The following is a 14,287-nucleotide window of genomic DNA, read 5'->3' on the forward strand; positions in this document are numbered from 1 at the left end:
TGGGGCGGCTGCGCGGTGGTGGGCCGCGGTCGGGGCCGGAGCCCGCCGCCGACGGGACGGGGGTGTCCGAGACCGGCCGGGGTGGGCGGTGGCGGACCGTTCCGCCTTCGCTCGAACGGGTGGCCTGGAGTCGAATCCGCTGGTTGGCCGTGGCCGGTTACCTACCGTGATCGCGTTGCTTGTGCCGCAGGCGTGCCCAGCCCACACTTGACGAGGAGGTGCCGCCTTGACCGCTCTCGCACATGAGAGGCCCAAGACCATGTCCGAGGCTTCGGCTGCAATCGTGAACGTACCTGACCTGGACGAGGTCCTGTGGCAGGCATGGAAGGCCATGGAACTCCCCGACGGCTACCGCGCTGAGATCATCGAGGGAGCCATCGAGGTGTCGCCCACCGGTCGTCTGACCCACGCCCAGATCACGAACCGCCTTCGGCGGGCGCTGGACAGGTTCCTGGACGGTGGCGAGCATGCGTGCCACCAGGACACCAACGTCATCCACAAGCGCAAGGGGTGGATCCCGGACGCATTCGTCGCTCCCGAGGACCTGGAGCCGTATGCCGACGAGGACGGGCTGGGGGTGGAGGCCTCGGCTGTCCATCTCGTCGTGGAAGTGGTTTCCCCCGGAACACGCAACCAGGACCGCGACCGCGTCCGCAAGCGCCGGGAGTACGCCCGCGCCGGCATCCCCGTGTACGTGATCATCGACGACCACGACGGTGAGGGCGCCGTCACCCTCTTCACCGGTCCGCGCCCCGACAAGGCCGACTGGGAGGACATCCACCGTGTCCCCTACGGCACCGAGGTCACCGTCCCCGAAGGTCCCGCCAAGGGTTTCGTGATCGGGGAGGCGATCACGGGTCCGAAGCGCGGGTGACTCCACGGCCGGCAGGAGGGTGTCTGCCGACAGCGAGGAAGGGATCCAGGCTGTTGTGTGCTGCGGGACAAGGCCGGGAAGTCGCTGGGGCAACTGGCCGAGGACACCGGGTACGACAACAAGAGCTACCTGAGCCGTGACCTGCTGGTGAGGAGCACGGATCATGACCCGCGCCCCCGACCTCAGCACCGCCGTGTGGCGCAAGTCGAGCTACAGCGACGGGGGAGCCGACAACTGCGTCGAGGTCGCCGACGGCCACCCCGGCACAGTCCCCGTCCGGGACGGCAAGCTCCCGGCGCCCTGCCCGCTCGTCTTCTCGGCCGGGTCCTGGTCCGGGTTCGTGGCCGGGGTCAAGGGAGAGGCCGGTCGGCGCACGTTCGGGTGACATATGCCCGAAGGGCTGATGTTCGAGGCGGCGCCGCCTACACGCTGGATCCCGTGACCACGACACGAACGACCGATCCACGGAGTGCGAGGCGGCTATGGTCGTAGACCTGAAGCGCCGAAGGAGGGCATCGGTCATGACCGCTCACGCCACGGAGAACGACCAGGTCATCCCGCCGATGCCGGAGCGGACGCCGGATGCTCTGCGGGCAGCTATCGCCGAGCACACGCCCGAGCTGCTCCCTGACTTCGAAGAGCATTGGCAGTGGGCGATCGCCGATGCTTACGACGTCGGTCCTGTGCCTGCGTTCATGGCCCGGTGGTGGGGGGCGTACGCCATCGCACGTGACCCCAGGTTGCACGCGCACGTACGCGATCTCGAACATCGAGCCGCGTACGAGTGCACCGACATCGTCGAAGCCAAGGCCCTCCTTGAAGAGGCGGCGAAGATTCATTACCGGGTTCGAGAACTGGAGCCCGGCGAGTGACTGATGGCTTCATGGGGCCGCCGTGGCAGATGGACTGGCGGATCGACGCCCTCGCGGGTTTCGAGGCACTTCCTGACGACATGCGTGAGATCGTCCTAGCCGTTCGCGGCGAACTGGTCGCCGCGAAGAACCCGTATTTCCGAGGTATCGACACTGATGCCGGACTTCCTGACGGTATGAGGGTCAGACCGGACCAGTCCACTGATCCCAGGGGCCGCCACATGTGCTTCTTCGATGACGGGTACGGCTGGCTGAAGTACACCTTCGTCCGCCGGGCCGAAGATCCGCAGATCGTGGTGGAAGAGCTCTTCTGGCAGGAAGGCAACCCGCTTACGGGGCTTCCGGCGGAGCCGTAGGCGCCCCCGGCAGCCGTACGGTCGCCACCGTGCCGCCGCCGTCGGCGCGGGCCAGGGTGACGTCGCCGCCGGCCTGCTGGACCGTACGGGCCACGATGGACAGGCCGAGGCCGGAGCCGGGCAGCGCCCGTGCGCTCGGGGAGCGCCAGAAGCGGTCGAAGACGTGGGGGAGTTCGTCCTCGGGGATGCCGGGGCCGTGGTCGCGGACGGTGAGGACGCCGCGGTCCAGGGCGACGTCGATCTTGCCGCCCTCGGGGCTGAACTTCACCGCGTTGTCGAGGATGTTGACGATCGCCCGCTCCAGCGCGGAGGGCTCGGCGCGGACGAACCACGGCTGGACGTCCGCCGTGATCGTCAGCTCCGGGCCGCGCAGCCGGGCGCGGCGCAGGGCCGCCTCGACCGTGTCCTGAAGGGCCACGATCTGCACGCGCTCACCGCGCTGCCCCTCCGAGCGGGACAGCTCCTGGAGGTCGCCGATCAGTGACGCCAGCTCCGTCATCTGCGCCTTGACCGAGGCGAGCAGCGCCTTGCGGTCGGCAGGGGGGATGGGGCGGCCGGTCTCCTCGCTGCGGGTGAGGAGTTCGATGTTCGTGCGCAGCGAGGTCAGGGGGGTGCGGAGTTCGTGGCCGGCGTCCGCGATGAGCTGTTGCTGGAGCTCCCGGGAGTTCGCCAGGGACGTGGTCATGCTGTTGAAGGAGCGGGAGAGGCGGGCGATCTCGTCGTCCGACTGCTCCTCGACCGGGATGCGGACGCTCAGGTCCTCGGTACGGGCGACGTGCTCGACGGCCTCGGTGAGTTTGTCGACGGGGCGCAGACCGGCACGGGCGACGGCGAGGCCGGCGGCTCCGGCACCGACGACTCCGATGCCGGAAACCAGGAGGAGGATCAGCGCGAGGTCCTTGAGGGTGTCCTGGGTGCTCTTCAGGGGGACGGCGGTGACCAGCCCGACGTAGGAGCCGCTGTTGGTGGCGAACACCTGGGTCATCACGCGCAGCGCGTTGCCGTCCGCGTCGGTGCCGTTGCTGAAGTAGAAAGTGTCGGTGTTCCCGGCCTTGATGAGCGCTTTCTCGGCCTGACTGACCTTGATCACGCCCGTGGCGTCGTGAGTGAGACAGAACGAGCCGTCCGTCTTGACCACCTGGCCGTAGCTGATCCGCAGGCCGCTGGTGTCCTGAACCGTGCTGGTGCAGTCGATGAGGGCGTTCTGGGCGACCATGTTCGCCGGCCCCCGTACCTTCTGCAGGTCGCTCTCAAGCTGCTCGTACAGTTTCCCCTGCACGATGAACCAGCACGTCACCGAGACCGCCGCCACCGCGAACGCCACCGCCGCCGCGACCAGCATCGACAGCCGGGCGCGGATCGGGAGGGTGCGGAAGCGGGTGGTGAGCCTGTTCACTCGGCGCCGCCCTGGCGCAGGACGTACCCGACGCCGCGCACGGTGTGGACGAGGCGCGGCTCGCCGCCGGCCTCGGTCTTGCGGCGGAGGTACATGACGTAGACGTCGAGCGAGTTGGAGGACGGCTCGAAGTCGAAGCCCCAGACGGCCTTCAGGATCTGCTCGCGGGTGAGGACCTGGCGCGGGTGCGCCATGAACATCTCGAGGAGGGTGAACTCGGTGCGGGTCAGCTCGACCTGGCGGCCGGACCGGGTGACCTCGCGGGTCGCGAGGTCCATGCGCAGGTCGGCGAAGGTCAGGGCCTCGTCCTCCTGGGCGCCGTCGGAGAGCGAGGCCGCGTAGGAGCTGCGGCGCAGCAGGGCCCGGATACGGGCGAAGAGTTCGTCGAGTTCGAAGGGCTTGACCAGGTAGTCGTCCGCCCCGGCGTCGAGGCCGGTGACGCGGTCGCCGACCGTGTCGCGGGCCGTCAGCATCAGGATGGGCGTCGTGTCGCCCGCGCCGCGGATGCGGCGGGCCGCGGTCATGCCGTCCATGCGGGGCATCTGGATGTCGAGGACGATCAGGTCCGGCTTGTAGGCGGTCGCCTTCTCCAGCGCGTCCGCTCCGTCGACCGCGACCTCGGTCTCGTACCCCTCGAAGGCGAGGCTGCGCTGAAGGGCTTCGCGTACGGCCGGCTCGTCGTCGACGATCAGGATGCGCTGGGGTTCACGGTCGCCATCGGCGGGGCTCATCGCTCGCGGTTCCTCGGGGTGCGGTGGGGCTTGGTCGGGACGCCTCTCAGCCTCGCATGTTTCCGGGCTGTCGGGTATGCACGCTGGTGGGGCGAACGCCCTAGCCGCGTACCAGGGTCATGCGGCTCAGCGGCACCTTGCGCTGGTGCGGCCGGGCCGCGGAGGTGCGCAGCCCCATCAGCTGCGGGGCCGGCGCGACCTCCGGGGCGCGCGGGGCCGGGGCCACCGCGGCTTCCGCCGCCTGCGCCTGCGTCGGTGCGTGGAGCTCGTACGCCACGGCAAGGGCCAGGCTGAAACCGGCCGGGCTGTCGGCGGCCGTCGAGTGCGAAACCTGCTTGATCATGACGTACTCCCTTGCTCTGGTACCGGGTGGATCAGCCGGGTGGATCAGCTGGTGGAGCCCGCCCGCAGCTTGGCCAGGTCGGACTTGACGGTGTTGATCGGGATGGCGAAGCCGAGGCCGACGCTGCCCGCGTCCGAGGAGGACGAGGAGGAGTCGGAACTGGCGCTGTACATCGCCGAGTTGATGCCGATGATGTCGCCGCCGGCGTCGATCAGCGCGCCGCCGGAGTTGCCGGGGTTCAACGAGGCGTCGGTCTGGATGGCCTTGTACGTCGTCGTCGACGACCCGGTGTCGCCGTTGAACTGCTGGCCGCCGAAGGAGAACGGCCACTGGCCGTCGCCGCCGCTGCCCTGGCTCTGCTGGCTCTGGCTCTCGTCGGTGGAGACGGTCACGTCCCGGTTGAGCGCGGAGACGATGCCGCTGGTGACGGTGCCGGTCAGGCCCTCGGGGGAGCCGATCGCCACGACCGAGTCACCGACCTGGACGCCGTCGGAGTTGCCGAGGGTGGCCTTGCTGAGGCCGCTCGCGCCTTCGAGCTTGAGGAGGGCGAGGTCCTTGGAGCTGTCGGTGCCGACGACCTTGGCGGTGTACGACTTGCCGTTGCTGGTGGAGACCTTGATCGACTGGGCGCCGGAGATCACGTGGTTGTTGGTGATGATCTCGCCGTCGCTGGTGAGGATGATCCCGGAACCGGTGGAGGTGCCGTTGCTGAGGGTCGCGTTGACCTCGACGACGCTCGGGCTGACGGCGGCGGCGATCGTGGCGACGTCCCCCTTCTTGCTGGAGGGCACCACGTTGGTGGTGGTGCTGCTGGAGACGACCTGGGTCTTGCCGGTCAGCTCCTGGAAGGCGTACGCGGTGCCGCCGCCGACCGCCGCCGCGACGATCGCGACCGCGGCGAGCAGGGCTATCGGGCCCCGGGTGCGCTTCTGCTTGGCGTGGACCGAGTGCTCGGGGTGCTCCGCCGGGTGCTCGGCGCCGGCGGCGGCGTCGGGGCCGACGGTCGCCGTCTGCTGCAGCGGCTGGTGGGTGGGGGGCGGCGGCCACTCCGGGTTGACGGGGGAGGAGGCGTGCTGCTGCTGGGGGTACGCGCCCTGGTAGGCGTCACCCTGGGGACCCTGCGGGTTCTCGTACTCGCCGCTGCGGCGGAAGCTCTCGGTCATGACAAATAGCTTGTCCCGCGACCATGAGAGCTCCCTGAGTGCCCGCTGAGAAGGCCGCGAGAAGCGCGTTTGCCCGATATAAGGAAGCTTCTCGCAGGTCGGCCGGGGTTCTCATGAGCCGTTCATCAAGGCTTTGCTGTGGATTTCCGGGTGCGGGCCGGTGGGGGGTTGCTCGCGCAGTTCCCCGCGCCCCTGACGGGGCGCTCACCGCAGCCCCCTCTTTCAGGCACTACCCGCACCCGCAGGACCCACGCACCACCAGCCGCGAAGGAAACGTCTTCAGGCGCTCCCTCCTCGACCCCGCCACCCGCAGACCGTCGTCGAGGACGAGGTCCACCGCCGCCCGTGCCATCGCGGGCCGGTCGGAGGCGACCGTCGTCAGCGGGGGATCCGCCAGCGCCGCCTCCTTGATGTCGTCGAAGCCGGCCACCGCCAGCTCCCCGGGCACGTCCAGACGCAGCTCGCGGGCGGCCCGCAGCACGCCGATCGCCTGGTCGTCGGTGGAGCAGAAGATCGCCGGGGGGCGCCGCGGACCGGCGAGGATCTCCAGGGCGACCTTGTACGCGTCGTACCGGTTGTACGGCGCCTCGAACAGCCGGCCCTCGGTCGGCAGGTCCGCCTCGGCCATGGCCCGCCGCCAGCCCTCGACGTGGTCGGAGACCGGGTCGCCGACGGCCGGGGTGTCCGCGGTGCCGCCCATGCAGGCCACGTAGTCGTAGCCGTGCTCCAGCAGGTGGCGGACGGCGACCTGGGCGCCGCCGAGGTCGTCGGTCACCACCGCGACGTCGTCGATCGCCTCGGGCCGCTCGTGCAGCAGCACCACCCGGGCGTCCCAGGCCTCGATCTCCGCGGCGGCCAGGTCGTTCAACGCGTGGGAGACGAGGATGAGCCCCGAGACCCGCATCCCGAGGAACGCGCGCAGATAGTGGACCTCGCGCTCCGCGACATAGTCGGTGTTGCCGACCAGCACCATTTTCCCGCGCTCGGACGCGGCCTGCTCGACCGCGTGCGCCATCTCGCCGAAGAACGGCTGACGGGCGTCCGGGATGATCAGGCCTATCAGGTCCGTGCGCCGGGAAGCCATCGCCTGGGCGACCCGGTCGGGGCGGTACCCCAGCTCCTTGATCGCCGCGAGGACACGCTCGCGCGTGGCCGGGGCGACCGGCCGGGGTCCGTTGTTGATGACATAGCTGACAACGGCGGTGGAAGTCCCCGCCAGCCGCGCCACATCGTCCCGAGTCACCTTGGCCACGCGCGGAGTCTACGCGGATGGACCCGCTCTGGGCAGGGCGTATCGAAGCTTCGCTTGCGGAAGCAATGCCCCGTCCGGGCGATGGCCATGCCTCGCCCGGACGACGACTACGCCTCCGTCGGCACCTCGACCGCGTCCAGGGCCGCCGATGCGTCCGCATCGTCCGCCTTTGCGAGCTCTGCCTTGGCCCTGGCCTCGTCGCCGAGCCGGTCGCCCTTCTCGGGCGTAACGAATCGATAACCGACGTTCCGGACGGTTCCGATCAGGGACTCGTGCTCCACGCCGAGCTTGGCGCGCAGTCGCCGTACGTGCACGTCGACGGTCCGGGTGCCGCCGAAGTAGTCGTACCCCCAGACCTCCTGGAGCAGCTGTGCACGGGTGAACACCCGGCCGGGGTGCTGGGCGAGGTACTTGAGCAGCTCGAACTCCTTGAAGGTGAGGTCGAGGACCCGGCCCTTCAGTTTCGCGCTGTACGTCGCCTCGTCGACCGACAGGTCGCCGTTGCGGATCTCCATGGGGGAGTCGTCGGCGACGATCTGCTGGCGGCCCATGGCGAGGCGGAGCCGCGCCTCGACCTCGGCCGGGCCCGCGGTGTCGAGGAGTACGTCGTCGATGCCCCAGTCGGCGGTGACGGCGGCGAGCCCGCCCTCGGTGACGACCAGGATGAGCGGACAGCCGGGGCCCGTCGAGCGGAGCAGCTGGCAGAGGCTGCGGACCTGCGGGAGGTCGCGACGGCCGTCGATCAGGATGACGTCGGCGCCCGGGGTGTCGACGAGTGCGGGCCCCTCGGCCGGGGCGACCCGCACGTTGTGCAGGAGCAGGCCGAGGGCCGGCAGCACCTCCGTCGACGGCTGGAGGGCGTTGGTCAGGAGCAGCAGAGAACTCATATGTCTGGTTCCTCCTCGGTCCCTGCGAGGACTGTGTGCAATGACACTGCGCTGCGCTCCCGATGTTCTGTACATCCGCGGTCACCTGGAGTTTCCCGCTTCGTATACAGCCCTTCCGAAAGCACAAAAGGACCCGGTGGCGGCGCTGCCCGAGTCCTCTGCCCAGCAGAATAGCCCACATGAGCATCGGTCCGGCAGGTCGCGTGGCACGTTCCGCCGTTCGTCCGGCATATGAGACGAGCAGAAACGGCTCTATGCGGACGTTTCTGTGCACGGACGACGGCGTTTCCATTGATTCCGTATACGATCCCGCCTCCGTCGTATACGACGGCTCCCGGCCACCTTCCCGTGACCTGGTGTTCGTTCTCGCCCACGGTTTCACCGGCGATGTGGATCGGCCACATGTGCGACGGGTGGTGGCGGCCCTCACGGATTACGCGCCGGTGGTCAGCTTCTCCTTCCGCGGCCACGGCCGGTCCGCCGGCCGCACCACCGTCGGCGACCGCGAGGTCCTCGACCTGGCGGCGGCGGTGGCCTGGGCGCGGGCCCTCGGCCACCCGCGCGTCGTCACCGTCGGGTTCTCGATGGGCGGCTCGGTGGTGCTGCGGCACGCGGCGCTGAACGCCGGATCGGACGCCGCGGCGGACGCCGTGGTCTCCGTGTCGTCCCCCGCCCGCTGGTACTACCGGGGCACCGCCCCCATGCGCCGCCTGCACTGGCTGGTCACCAGGCCGGAGGGCCGCCTCGTCGGCCGCTACGGCTTCCGCACCCGGATCCACCACCGCGACTGGGACCCGGTGCCGCTCTCCCCGGTGGAGGCGGTGCCGCGGATCGCCCCGACCCCGCTGCTGATCGTGCACGGCGACAGCGACGGCTACTTCCCGGTCGACCACCCCCGGATGCTGGCCGACGCGGCGGGCGAGGCGGCCGAGCTCTGGCTGGAGCCGGGCATGGGCCACGCCGAGCACGCGGCGGACGACCGGCTGCTGGCCAGGATCGGCGTCTGGGCGGTGTCCCGGGCGGGCTAGCCTGACCTGTACACAGAAACACAGCCGACCGACTGTTCTTGTCGTTCTTCTCCTGAGGAAACTGATGCCCAAGGTCACGGTGCGCTACTGGGCCGCCGCGAAGGCCGCGGCCGGTACCGCCGAGGAGCCGTACCACGCGGACACCCTCGCCGAGGCGCTGGCCGAGGTACGCGTGCGACACCCCGGGGAACTGGCGCGCGTCCTGCGGCGATGCTCCTTCCTCGTCGACGGTGACCCCGTGGGCACGCGCGAACATGAGACGGTACGGCTGGCCGAGGGCGGCACGGTCGAGGTGCTCCCGCCGTTCGCAGGAGGGTGAGCGAGAGCGATGACCAACCAGCCGTACGAGCAGCCGTACGAGGGCTACGACCCGTACCAGCAGCAGCCCCCGGCCCAGCCGCAGTGGGGGTACGACGACCAGCAGTACGCCACGCAGCAGTGGCAGGGGCAGACCTGGGAGACGCAGACGCACGCGTCGGTGCCGGCCGCGGAGCCGGGGTACCAGCTGCCGCCGCAGTCGTACGAGCGGCCGTACGTCGCCGAGCAGCAGCAGGCGCCCCCCGCGCCGCCGCAGCAGCCCCAGACCCCTGCCCCCACCCCCGCCTCCGCTGAGCCCGCCGCCCAGGGCTTCGGTCCCGCGACCCTCTCCGGCAACGCGCGGATCACGGACGCCCAGCGGGCCCGCCTGGAGGGCCGCTCGCCGATCATCGAGCCGGGCATGCAGCCGGCGCTGCTCACGGCGGCGCTGGGCCTGCTGCTGGCGGTGGCGGCGCCGGTCTCCTCGTACGCCCTGGTCGTCCCCCTGGTGATCCTCCAGGCCGTGACGGCGGCGGGCTGGTTCCGGCTGAACGGCATGTGGCCGGCCCGGCAGGGCATCGCCCTGGCCTTCCTGGGCGGGGTCACGGCGGACGTGGCGGTACTGGTGGCGGGCCGCGACCAGGCCCCGGCGGCGATCCTCGGCCCCCTGGGCATCTGGGTCCTCCTCACCCTCGTCCTCCAGCTCCGCTCGCACGCGGACCCCGACACCCGTATGTACGGCCTGATGGCCACGGTCGCCTCCTCCGCGCTGGCGATCATCGCGACGGGCTACCTGGGCGCGGACCCCGACGCGGTGTCGGTCGGCGCGGCCGCGGTCGCGGTGGCGGTCCTGGCGAGGGCGCTGCCGCTGCCGACCCCGGCGTCGGTGGCGGTGTCCCTGCTGGCCGCGGCCGGCGCGGGCATCGCGGTGGGCGGCATGACGGGGCTGGGCACGAAGGGTGCGCTGATCGGAGCGGCGGCGGGGGCCTGCGCCCTGGTCGGCCACCGGGCGGCGAGCTACGACTACCCGTCGAGGTTCGTCCACTTCACAGCGGGCGTGGCCCTGCCCCTGGCGGCGGCGGCCCCGGTGATCTGGATCCTCCACTGACCTGACCTGACCTGACCTGACCTGGACAGCCGGTTCGCGGCGGGTTGGGCGGTCACCCGGGGGAAGGGGAGCAGTCAAAGCTGCTCGACAATCCCGTTCGGCCCACGTCGGCCTGCTCCCGCTGGGTTAGCGTGGCGGGAACGAAGTGCTTTGCCGACCCCGGGGGACCCATACACATGCGCGCCCTGCGAATACTCCTGATCACCGTCGTCGTCCTCGGCGTCCTCTTCGTGATCGTCGACCGTGTCGCCGTGCACTTCGCCGAGGGCGAGGCCGCCGGCAAGCTGAAGACGACGGAGAACCTCGCGAGCACCCCCGACGTCTCCATCGAGGGCTTCCCGTTCCTCACCCAGGTCGCGAGCGGCACCCTCGACGACGTGAAGGTCGGCATCAAGGACTACGACGCCACCACCGGCACCACGGGCAGGACCATCCGCATCCAGGACCTGAACGCCGACATGAAGGGCGTCACCTTCACCGGCGACTACGGTTCCGCCACCGCGCGGACCGCGACCGGCACCGCGCTCATCTCCTACGCCGAACTGCTGAAGAACGCCCAGGCGGCGCCCGCCGACCTCGGCCTCGGCGTCACCGGCCAGGTCGTCGGCCTCGGTGACGGCGGCAACGGCAAGATCAAGGTCACCGTCGACGTCAGGATCCCCGGCGTCAGCGCCCGCCAGAAGGTGAACGTCCTCAGCACGGTCACCGTCAAGGACAACACCGTGCAGGTGCACGCCGACAACCTGCCCAAGCTCGCCGGTGTCAGCCTCGCGGAGGACCGTTTCCGGCAGGCCTCCGACTTCCAGCAGGCGATCGACCAGCTCCCCGGCGGCATCAAGCTGGACAAGGTGGAGGCCGCGAAGGACGGTGTGGAGATCGCGGTGAAGGGTTCCGGCGTCAAGCTGGCCGGGTAGGAAGCGGCACGGCGGAAGCGGCACGGAGCGGCACGGCGGAATCGGCACGGCGGGGTCCGGCGCCGTTCCAGCACGCGAGACGGTCGCGTCCGTACAGTAGATGTGATGACCGATACAGGCGCCCGGCCGCCCCGGGATCACGCCCCTGGCCGCCCTCCCGTCCCACAATTCGGACGATCGCGTCTCACCATACGACATGCCGGTGACATGCCCGCTTATCCGTCCCTACGATCGAGCCCATGAAGCGTCAGGCGGATCTCACGAAGCGGCGGGCAGTAGACCTGTGCCGCGTCGCCGCCATGCTCTGTCGCCCCTTCTGACGGCGGAGGCCCCTGCCTCCGCATCCCCCCGCCCTCCTCGTCGAGGGCATCCGTGCGCCCCGCCGCGCACCCACCCGCACTCGCACGCCCCGCCGCAACTGCCCCGGAGGAGAAAGAGCATGAGCCGCAGCGACGTCCTGGTCGACGCCGACTGGGTCCAGGACAACCTGGACAACCCCGAGATCGCGATCGTGGAGGTGGACGAGGACACGTCCGCCTACGAGAAGAACCACATCCGCAACGCGATCCGCATCGACTGGACCAAGGACCTCCAGGACCCGGTCCGCCGCGACTTCATCGACCAGGAGGGCTTCGAGAAGCTCCTGTCGGCGAAGGGCATCGCCAACGACACGCTGGTGATCCTCTACGGCGGCAACAACAACTGGTTCGCGTCCTACGCCTACTGGTACTTCAAGCTCTACGGCCACGAGAACGTCAAGCTCCTCGACGGCGGCCGCAAGAAGTGGGAGCTGGACGCCCGCGAGCTGGTCGAGGAGGTCCCCGACCGCACCGGGACCACCTACACCGCCAAGCCGCAGAACACCGCGATCCGCGCCTTCCGCGACGACGTCGTGGCGGCCATCGGCTCGCAGAACCTCGTCGACGTGCGTTCCCCCGACGAGTTCTCCGGCAAGCTGCTCGCCCCGGCCCACCTGCCGCAGGAGCAGTCCCAGCGCCCCGGCCACGTGCCCTCGGCCCGCAACATCCCGTGGTCGAAGAACGCCAACGACGACGGCACCTTCAAGTCGGACGACGAGCTCAAGGAGCTCTACGCCGACGAGCAGGTCGACCTCGCCAAGGACACCATCGCGTACTGCCGGATCGGCGAGCGCTCGGCCCTGACCTGGTTCGTCCTGCACGAGCTGCTCGGTGTCGAGAACGTCAAGAACTACGACGGCTCCTGGACCGAGTACGGCAGCCTCGTCGGCGTCCCGATCGAGCTCGGCGCCAACAAGTAAGACCCTCAGACCGACCGTTCAAGACCTCTGGAGTATCAGCATGTGTGGAGCGAAGGCCGGCGGCCCGGACGCCTCGACGATCAAGCCCGGTGAGACCACGATCCAGGGGCAGGTGACGAAGGACGGCGAGCCCGTGGTCGGCTACGTCCGCCTGCTCGACTCGACCGGCGAGTTCACCGCGGAGGTCCCCACCTCCGCCACCGGACAGTTCCGCTTCTACGCGGCGGAGGGCACCTGGACCGTCCGCGCCCTCGTCCCCGGCGCCACCGCCGACCGCACGGTCGTCGCCCAGCAGGGCGGCCTGGCCGAGGTCGCGATCGCGGTCTGACCCCAGCACACCCGGCCAAGGGCCGCACCCCCGGACCAGACCCCGGAGGCGCGGCCCTTCGCCACACCTGGACCGCGCTGGTTCGGCGTGGTCGGCCTACCCTGGATGCGTGCTGGCAAGGCGCCGTCGCGTGGCCGCTCCCTGATGCGTCCCTCGCACTGCTTCGCAGGCTTCGGGTCGCTGCGCCGGACTCCGTCCGTCGGGCCTCGGGTGGGTCTGTTCGTGCTTCGGGTGTCGCGCTGGTTCGCCGTGGTCGGCCTACCCTGGATGCATGCTGGCAAGGCGCCGTCGCGTGTACTTCGCCATGATGGGGATCTGTATCGGTCTCTTCGTCCTGGCGTGGGCAGTCGTACGCCTCTGGTCCGTTCCCGCTGCCGTGGGGATGTGTGTGGTGGCCATGGTCATTCCGCCGGTTGCCGCGATGGTCGCGAACCGTCGGGGGCCCGACGACCGCTGGTGGGACGATCCCTCGGGCGATCCCAAGTCCGACGAGTGGTGGGACGAGCTCGACGGGAAGAAGCCTCCGAGGCCCTAGGCGTCCGCTAGGCGCGGACGCGCTGCGTCAGGAAGAGGGCCGCGCGGTCCAGCGCCTCGTCGGCCTCGTCGAGGACACCCGCGAACGACTGGAACACGTGCGGTACGTCGGCGGTGATGTCCAGGACGACGTCCACCCCGGCGGCCCTCGCCCGCGCGGCCATCCGCGTGGAGTCGTCCAGGAGCACCTCGTTGGTGCCGGCCTGGAGCAGCATCGGCGGGAAGCCGGCCAGGTCGGCGAGGACGGCCGGGCTGAGCAGGGGATGGTGCGGGTCCTGCCCCCCGCGGTACATCCTCCCGGTGTGGGCCAGCGACTCCCGCGTGAAGTACGGGTCGATACCGGCCTTCGTCTCCATGCTCTCCCCGGTACGGGTCGCGTCCAGGCCGGGCGAGAACGCCACGATCGCCGCCGGCATCGGCAGCCCCGCGTCGCGCGCGGCCAGGCAGGTGGTGACGGTGAGGCCGCCGCCCGCGGAGTCCCCGGCGAACGCGATGGACGAGGGGTCCGCGCCGCTGTCGAGCAGCGCGCGGTACGCGCCCACCGTGTCCTCGATCGCCGCCGGGAACGGGTGCTCGGGGGCGAGCCGGTACTCCAGCGAGTAGGCCCTGAAGCCGGTCCTGGCCACGAGGTTGCCCGTCAGCGACAGCGCGGTCTCGGGGGAGCCGAACACATAGGCCCCGCCGTGGAAGTACAGGAGCGTCCCGGCGCGCTCCCCCTCGACCGGCTCGACGCACAGCGCGGGGCGCGGGCCCAGCGTCGCGGCCGAGGTGCGGATCCCGTCCGGGACGATCATCTCGGCCATCAGGGCCCTGAACCCGGCGCGGATGTCCGCGACCGACGGAGCGCCCACGGGCCGGGGCTGTCGCGCCCTCGCGTCGATCATCGCGCGTTGTTCCCTGCTCATCCCTGCTCCCCTCGCAAGTG

The 14,287-nt window shown here is 70.4% G+C and carries 19 protein-coding genes; 12 read left to right on the forward strand and 7 right to left on the reverse strand.

Features of this window, described 5'->3' with window-relative positions; all coding sequences use genetic code 11:
* Window positions 1–226: 226 nt before the first annotated feature.
* The 4 genes from IEZ11_RS29335 (at window position 227) to IEZ11_RS29350 (ending at window position 2,102) form a co-directional block, all read left to right on the forward strand.
* The gene (locus IEZ11_RS29335; protein WP_229713424.1) at window positions 227–874 is read left to right on the forward strand and encodes a Uma2 family endonuclease; all 648 of its coding nucleotides are present in this window, start codon (window positions 227–229) and stop codon (window positions 872–874) included.
* 163 nt (window positions 875–1,037) lie between these two features.
* A complete protein-coding gene (locus IEZ11_RS29340; protein WP_189265932.1) occupies window positions 1,038–1,259 on the forward strand; it encodes a DUF397 domain-containing protein in 222 nt (73 codons plus the stop codon).
* 136 nt (window positions 1,260–1,395) lie between these two features.
* Entirely contained in the window at window positions 1,396–1,746 is a 351-nt protein-coding gene (locus tag IEZ11_RS29345) for a hypothetical protein (RefSeq protein ID WP_189265933.1), read from the forward strand.
* A complete protein-coding gene (locus IEZ11_RS29350; RefSeq protein ID WP_189265934.1) occupies window positions 1,743–2,102 on the forward strand; it encodes a hypothetical protein in 360 nt (119 codons plus the stop codon). The genes IEZ11_RS29345 and IEZ11_RS29350 overlap by 4 nt, the downstream gene beginning before the upstream one ends.
* Here the strand turns inward: IEZ11_RS29350 and IEZ11_RS29355 are convergent.
* The 6 genes from IEZ11_RS29355 to IEZ11_RS29380 form a co-directional block, all read right to left on the reverse strand.
* Window positions 2,077–3,498, reverse strand: coding sequence for a HAMP domain-containing sensor histidine kinase (locus tag IEZ11_RS29355; RefSeq protein ID WP_189265935.1), 1,422 nt, complete (start codon window positions 3,496–3,498; stop codon window positions 2,077–2,079). The genes IEZ11_RS29350 and IEZ11_RS29355 overlap by 26 nt on opposite strands.
* A complete protein-coding gene (locus IEZ11_RS29360) occupies window positions 3,495–4,229 on the reverse strand; it encodes a response regulator transcription factor (RefSeq protein ID WP_189265936.1) in 735 nt (244 codons plus the stop codon). Before IEZ11_RS29360 ends, IEZ11_RS29355 begins: the two co-directional genes overlap by 4 nt.
* 100 nt (window positions 4,230–4,329) lie before the next feature.
* On the reverse strand, window positions 4,330–4,572 hold the full coding sequence (locus IEZ11_RS29365; RefSeq protein WP_189265937.1) for a hypothetical protein: 243 nt from the start codon (window positions 4,570–4,572) through the stop codon (window positions 4,330–4,332).
* 44 nt (window positions 4,573–4,616) lie between these two features.
* Window positions 4,617–5,735, reverse strand: coding sequence for a S1C family serine protease (locus IEZ11_RS29370; RefSeq protein ID WP_189265938.1), 1,119 nt, complete (start codon window positions 5,733–5,735; stop codon window positions 4,617–4,619).
* A gap of 229 nt (window positions 5,736–5,964) precedes the next feature.
* Complete coding sequence (locus IEZ11_RS29375; RefSeq protein ID WP_189265939.1) at window positions 5,965–6,987, reverse strand: LacI family DNA-binding transcriptional regulator; 1,023 nt, start codon at window positions 6,985–6,987, stop codon at window positions 5,965–5,967.
* A gap of 107 nt (window positions 6,988–7,094) precedes the next feature.
* Window positions 7,095–7,874: a response regulator transcription factor gene (locus IEZ11_RS29380; RefSeq protein WP_189265940.1), complete on the reverse strand. Its 780-nt coding sequence runs from the start codon at window positions 7,872–7,874 to the stop codon at window positions 7,095–7,097.
* 179 nt (window positions 7,875–8,053) lie between these two features.
* Between IEZ11_RS29380 and IEZ11_RS29385 the strand changes: the two genes are divergently transcribed.
* The 8 genes from IEZ11_RS29385 to IEZ11_RS29415 all read left to right on the forward strand — a co-directional run bounded on the left by IEZ11_RS29385 (window position 8,054) and on the right by IEZ11_RS29415 (window position 13,363).
* Window positions 8,054–8,902, forward strand: a complete 849-nt coding sequence (locus IEZ11_RS29385) for an alpha/beta hydrolase family protein (RefSeq protein ID WP_189265941.1) — start codon at window positions 8,054–8,056, stop codon at window positions 8,900–8,902.
* 64 nt (window positions 8,903–8,966) lie between these two features.
* Window positions 8,967–9,221 carry a MoaD/ThiS family protein gene (locus IEZ11_RS29390; protein ID WP_189265942.1) on the forward strand — a complete coding sequence of 85 codons (255 nt, stop codon included), beginning with the start codon at window positions 8,967–8,969 and terminating at the stop codon, window positions 9,219–9,221.
* Between the two features lie 9 nt (window positions 9,222–9,230).
* Window positions 9,231–10,307, forward strand: a complete 1,077-nt coding sequence (locus IEZ11_RS29395; RefSeq protein WP_189265943.1) for a hypothetical protein — start codon at window positions 9,231–9,233, stop codon at window positions 10,305–10,307.
* Between the two features lie 176 nt (window positions 10,308–10,483).
* Window positions 10,484–11,221, forward strand: a complete 738-nt coding sequence (locus IEZ11_RS29400) for an LmeA family phospholipid-binding protein (protein WP_189265944.1) — start codon at window positions 10,484–10,486, stop codon at window positions 11,219–11,221.
* A 239-nt stretch (window positions 11,222–11,460) separates the two neighbouring features.
* Complete coding sequence (locus IEZ11_RS52540) at window positions 11,461–11,541, forward strand: Ms5788A family Cys-rich leader peptide (RefSeq protein WP_350751515.1); 81 nt, start codon at window positions 11,461–11,463, stop codon at window positions 11,539–11,541.
* A gap of 119 nt (window positions 11,542–11,660) precedes the next feature.
* Window positions 11,661–12,500, forward strand: coding sequence for a sulfurtransferase (locus IEZ11_RS29405; RefSeq protein WP_189265945.1), 840 nt, complete (start codon window positions 11,661–11,663; stop codon window positions 12,498–12,500).
* A 40-nt stretch (window positions 12,501–12,540) separates the two neighbouring features.
* Complete coding sequence (locus IEZ11_RS29410) at window positions 12,541–12,828, forward strand: DUF1416 domain-containing protein (protein ID WP_003991226.1); 288 nt, start codon at window positions 12,541–12,543, stop codon at window positions 12,826–12,828.
* Between the two features lie 271 nt (window positions 12,829–13,099).
* Complete coding sequence (locus tag IEZ11_RS29415) at window positions 13,100–13,363, forward strand: DUF3099 domain-containing protein (RefSeq protein WP_189265946.1); 264 nt, start codon at window positions 13,100–13,102, stop codon at window positions 13,361–13,363.
* A 7-nt stretch (window positions 13,364–13,370) separates the two neighbouring features.
* Here the strand turns inward: IEZ11_RS29415 and IEZ11_RS29420 are convergent, their stop codons facing one another.
* On the reverse strand, window positions 13,371–14,267 hold the full coding sequence (locus IEZ11_RS29420) for an alpha/beta hydrolase (RefSeq protein WP_189265947.1): 897 nt from the start codon (window positions 14,265–14,267) through the stop codon (window positions 13,371–13,373).
* Between the last annotated feature and the right edge of the window lie 20 nt (window positions 14,268–14,287).

This window comes from Streptomyces fuscichromogenes, from assembly GCF_014645815.1.
Taxonomy (GTDB): Bacteria; Actinomycetota; Actinomycetes; order Streptomycetales; family Streptomycetaceae; genus Streptomyces; species Streptomyces fuscichromogenes.

Excerpts from the sequence above, each read along its gene's own strand:
- IEZ11_RS29340 (WP_189265932.1), top strand. The coding sequence starts at position 1,038 with ATGACCCGCGCCCCCGACCTCAGCACCGCCGTGTGGCGCAAGTCGAGC.
- IEZ11_RS29345 (WP_189265933.1), top strand. The coding sequence starts at position 1,396 with ATGACCGCTCACGCCACGGAGAACGACCAGGTCATCCCGCCGATGCCG.
- IEZ11_RS29360 (WP_189265936.1), bottom strand. The coding sequence starts at position 4,229 with ATGAGCCCCGCCGATGGCGACCGTGAACCCCAGCGCATCCTGATCGTC.
- IEZ11_RS29365 (WP_189265937.1), bottom strand. The coding sequence starts at position 4,572 with ATGATCAAGCAGGTTTCGCACTCGACGGCCGCCGACAGCCCGGCCGGT.
- IEZ11_RS29370 (WP_189265938.1), bottom strand. The coding sequence starts at position 5,735 with ATGACCGAGAGCTTCCGCCGCAGCGGCGAGTACGAGAACCCGCAGGGT.
- IEZ11_RS29380 (WP_189265940.1), bottom strand. The coding sequence starts at position 7,874 with ATGAGTTCTCTGCTGCTCCTGACCAACGCCCTCCAGCCGTCGACGGAG.
- IEZ11_RS29385 (WP_189265941.1), top strand. The coding sequence starts at position 8,054 with ATGAGCATCGGTCCGGCAGGTCGCGTGGCACGTTCCGCCGTTCGTCCG.
- IEZ11_RS29390 (WP_189265942.1), top strand. The coding sequence starts at position 8,967 with ATGCCCAAGGTCACGGTGCGCTACTGGGCCGCCGCGAAGGCCGCGGCC.
- IEZ11_RS29395 (WP_189265943.1), top strand. The coding sequence starts at position 9,231 with ATGACCAACCAGCCGTACGAGCAGCCGTACGAGGGCTACGACCCGTAC.
- IEZ11_RS29400 (WP_189265944.1), top strand. The coding sequence starts at position 10,484 with ATGCGCGCCCTGCGAATACTCCTGATCACCGTCGTCGTCCTCGGCGTC.
- IEZ11_RS52540 (WP_350751515.1), top strand. The coding sequence starts at position 11,461 with ATGAAGCGTCAGGCGGATCTCACGAAGCGGCGGGCAGTAGACCTGTGC.
- IEZ11_RS29405 (WP_189265945.1), top strand. The coding sequence starts at position 11,661 with ATGAGCCGCAGCGACGTCCTGGTCGACGCCGACTGGGTCCAGGACAAC.
- IEZ11_RS29410 (WP_003991226.1), top strand. The coding sequence starts at position 12,541 with ATGTGTGGAGCGAAGGCCGGCGGCCCGGACGCCTCGACGATCAAGCCC.
- IEZ11_RS29415 (WP_189265946.1), top strand. The coding sequence starts at position 13,100 with ATGCTGGCAAGGCGCCGTCGCGTGTACTTCGCCATGATGGGGATCTGT.
- IEZ11_RS29420 (WP_189265947.1), bottom strand. The coding sequence starts at position 14,267 with ATGAGCAGGGAACAACGCGCGATGATCGACGCGAGGGCGCGACAGCCC.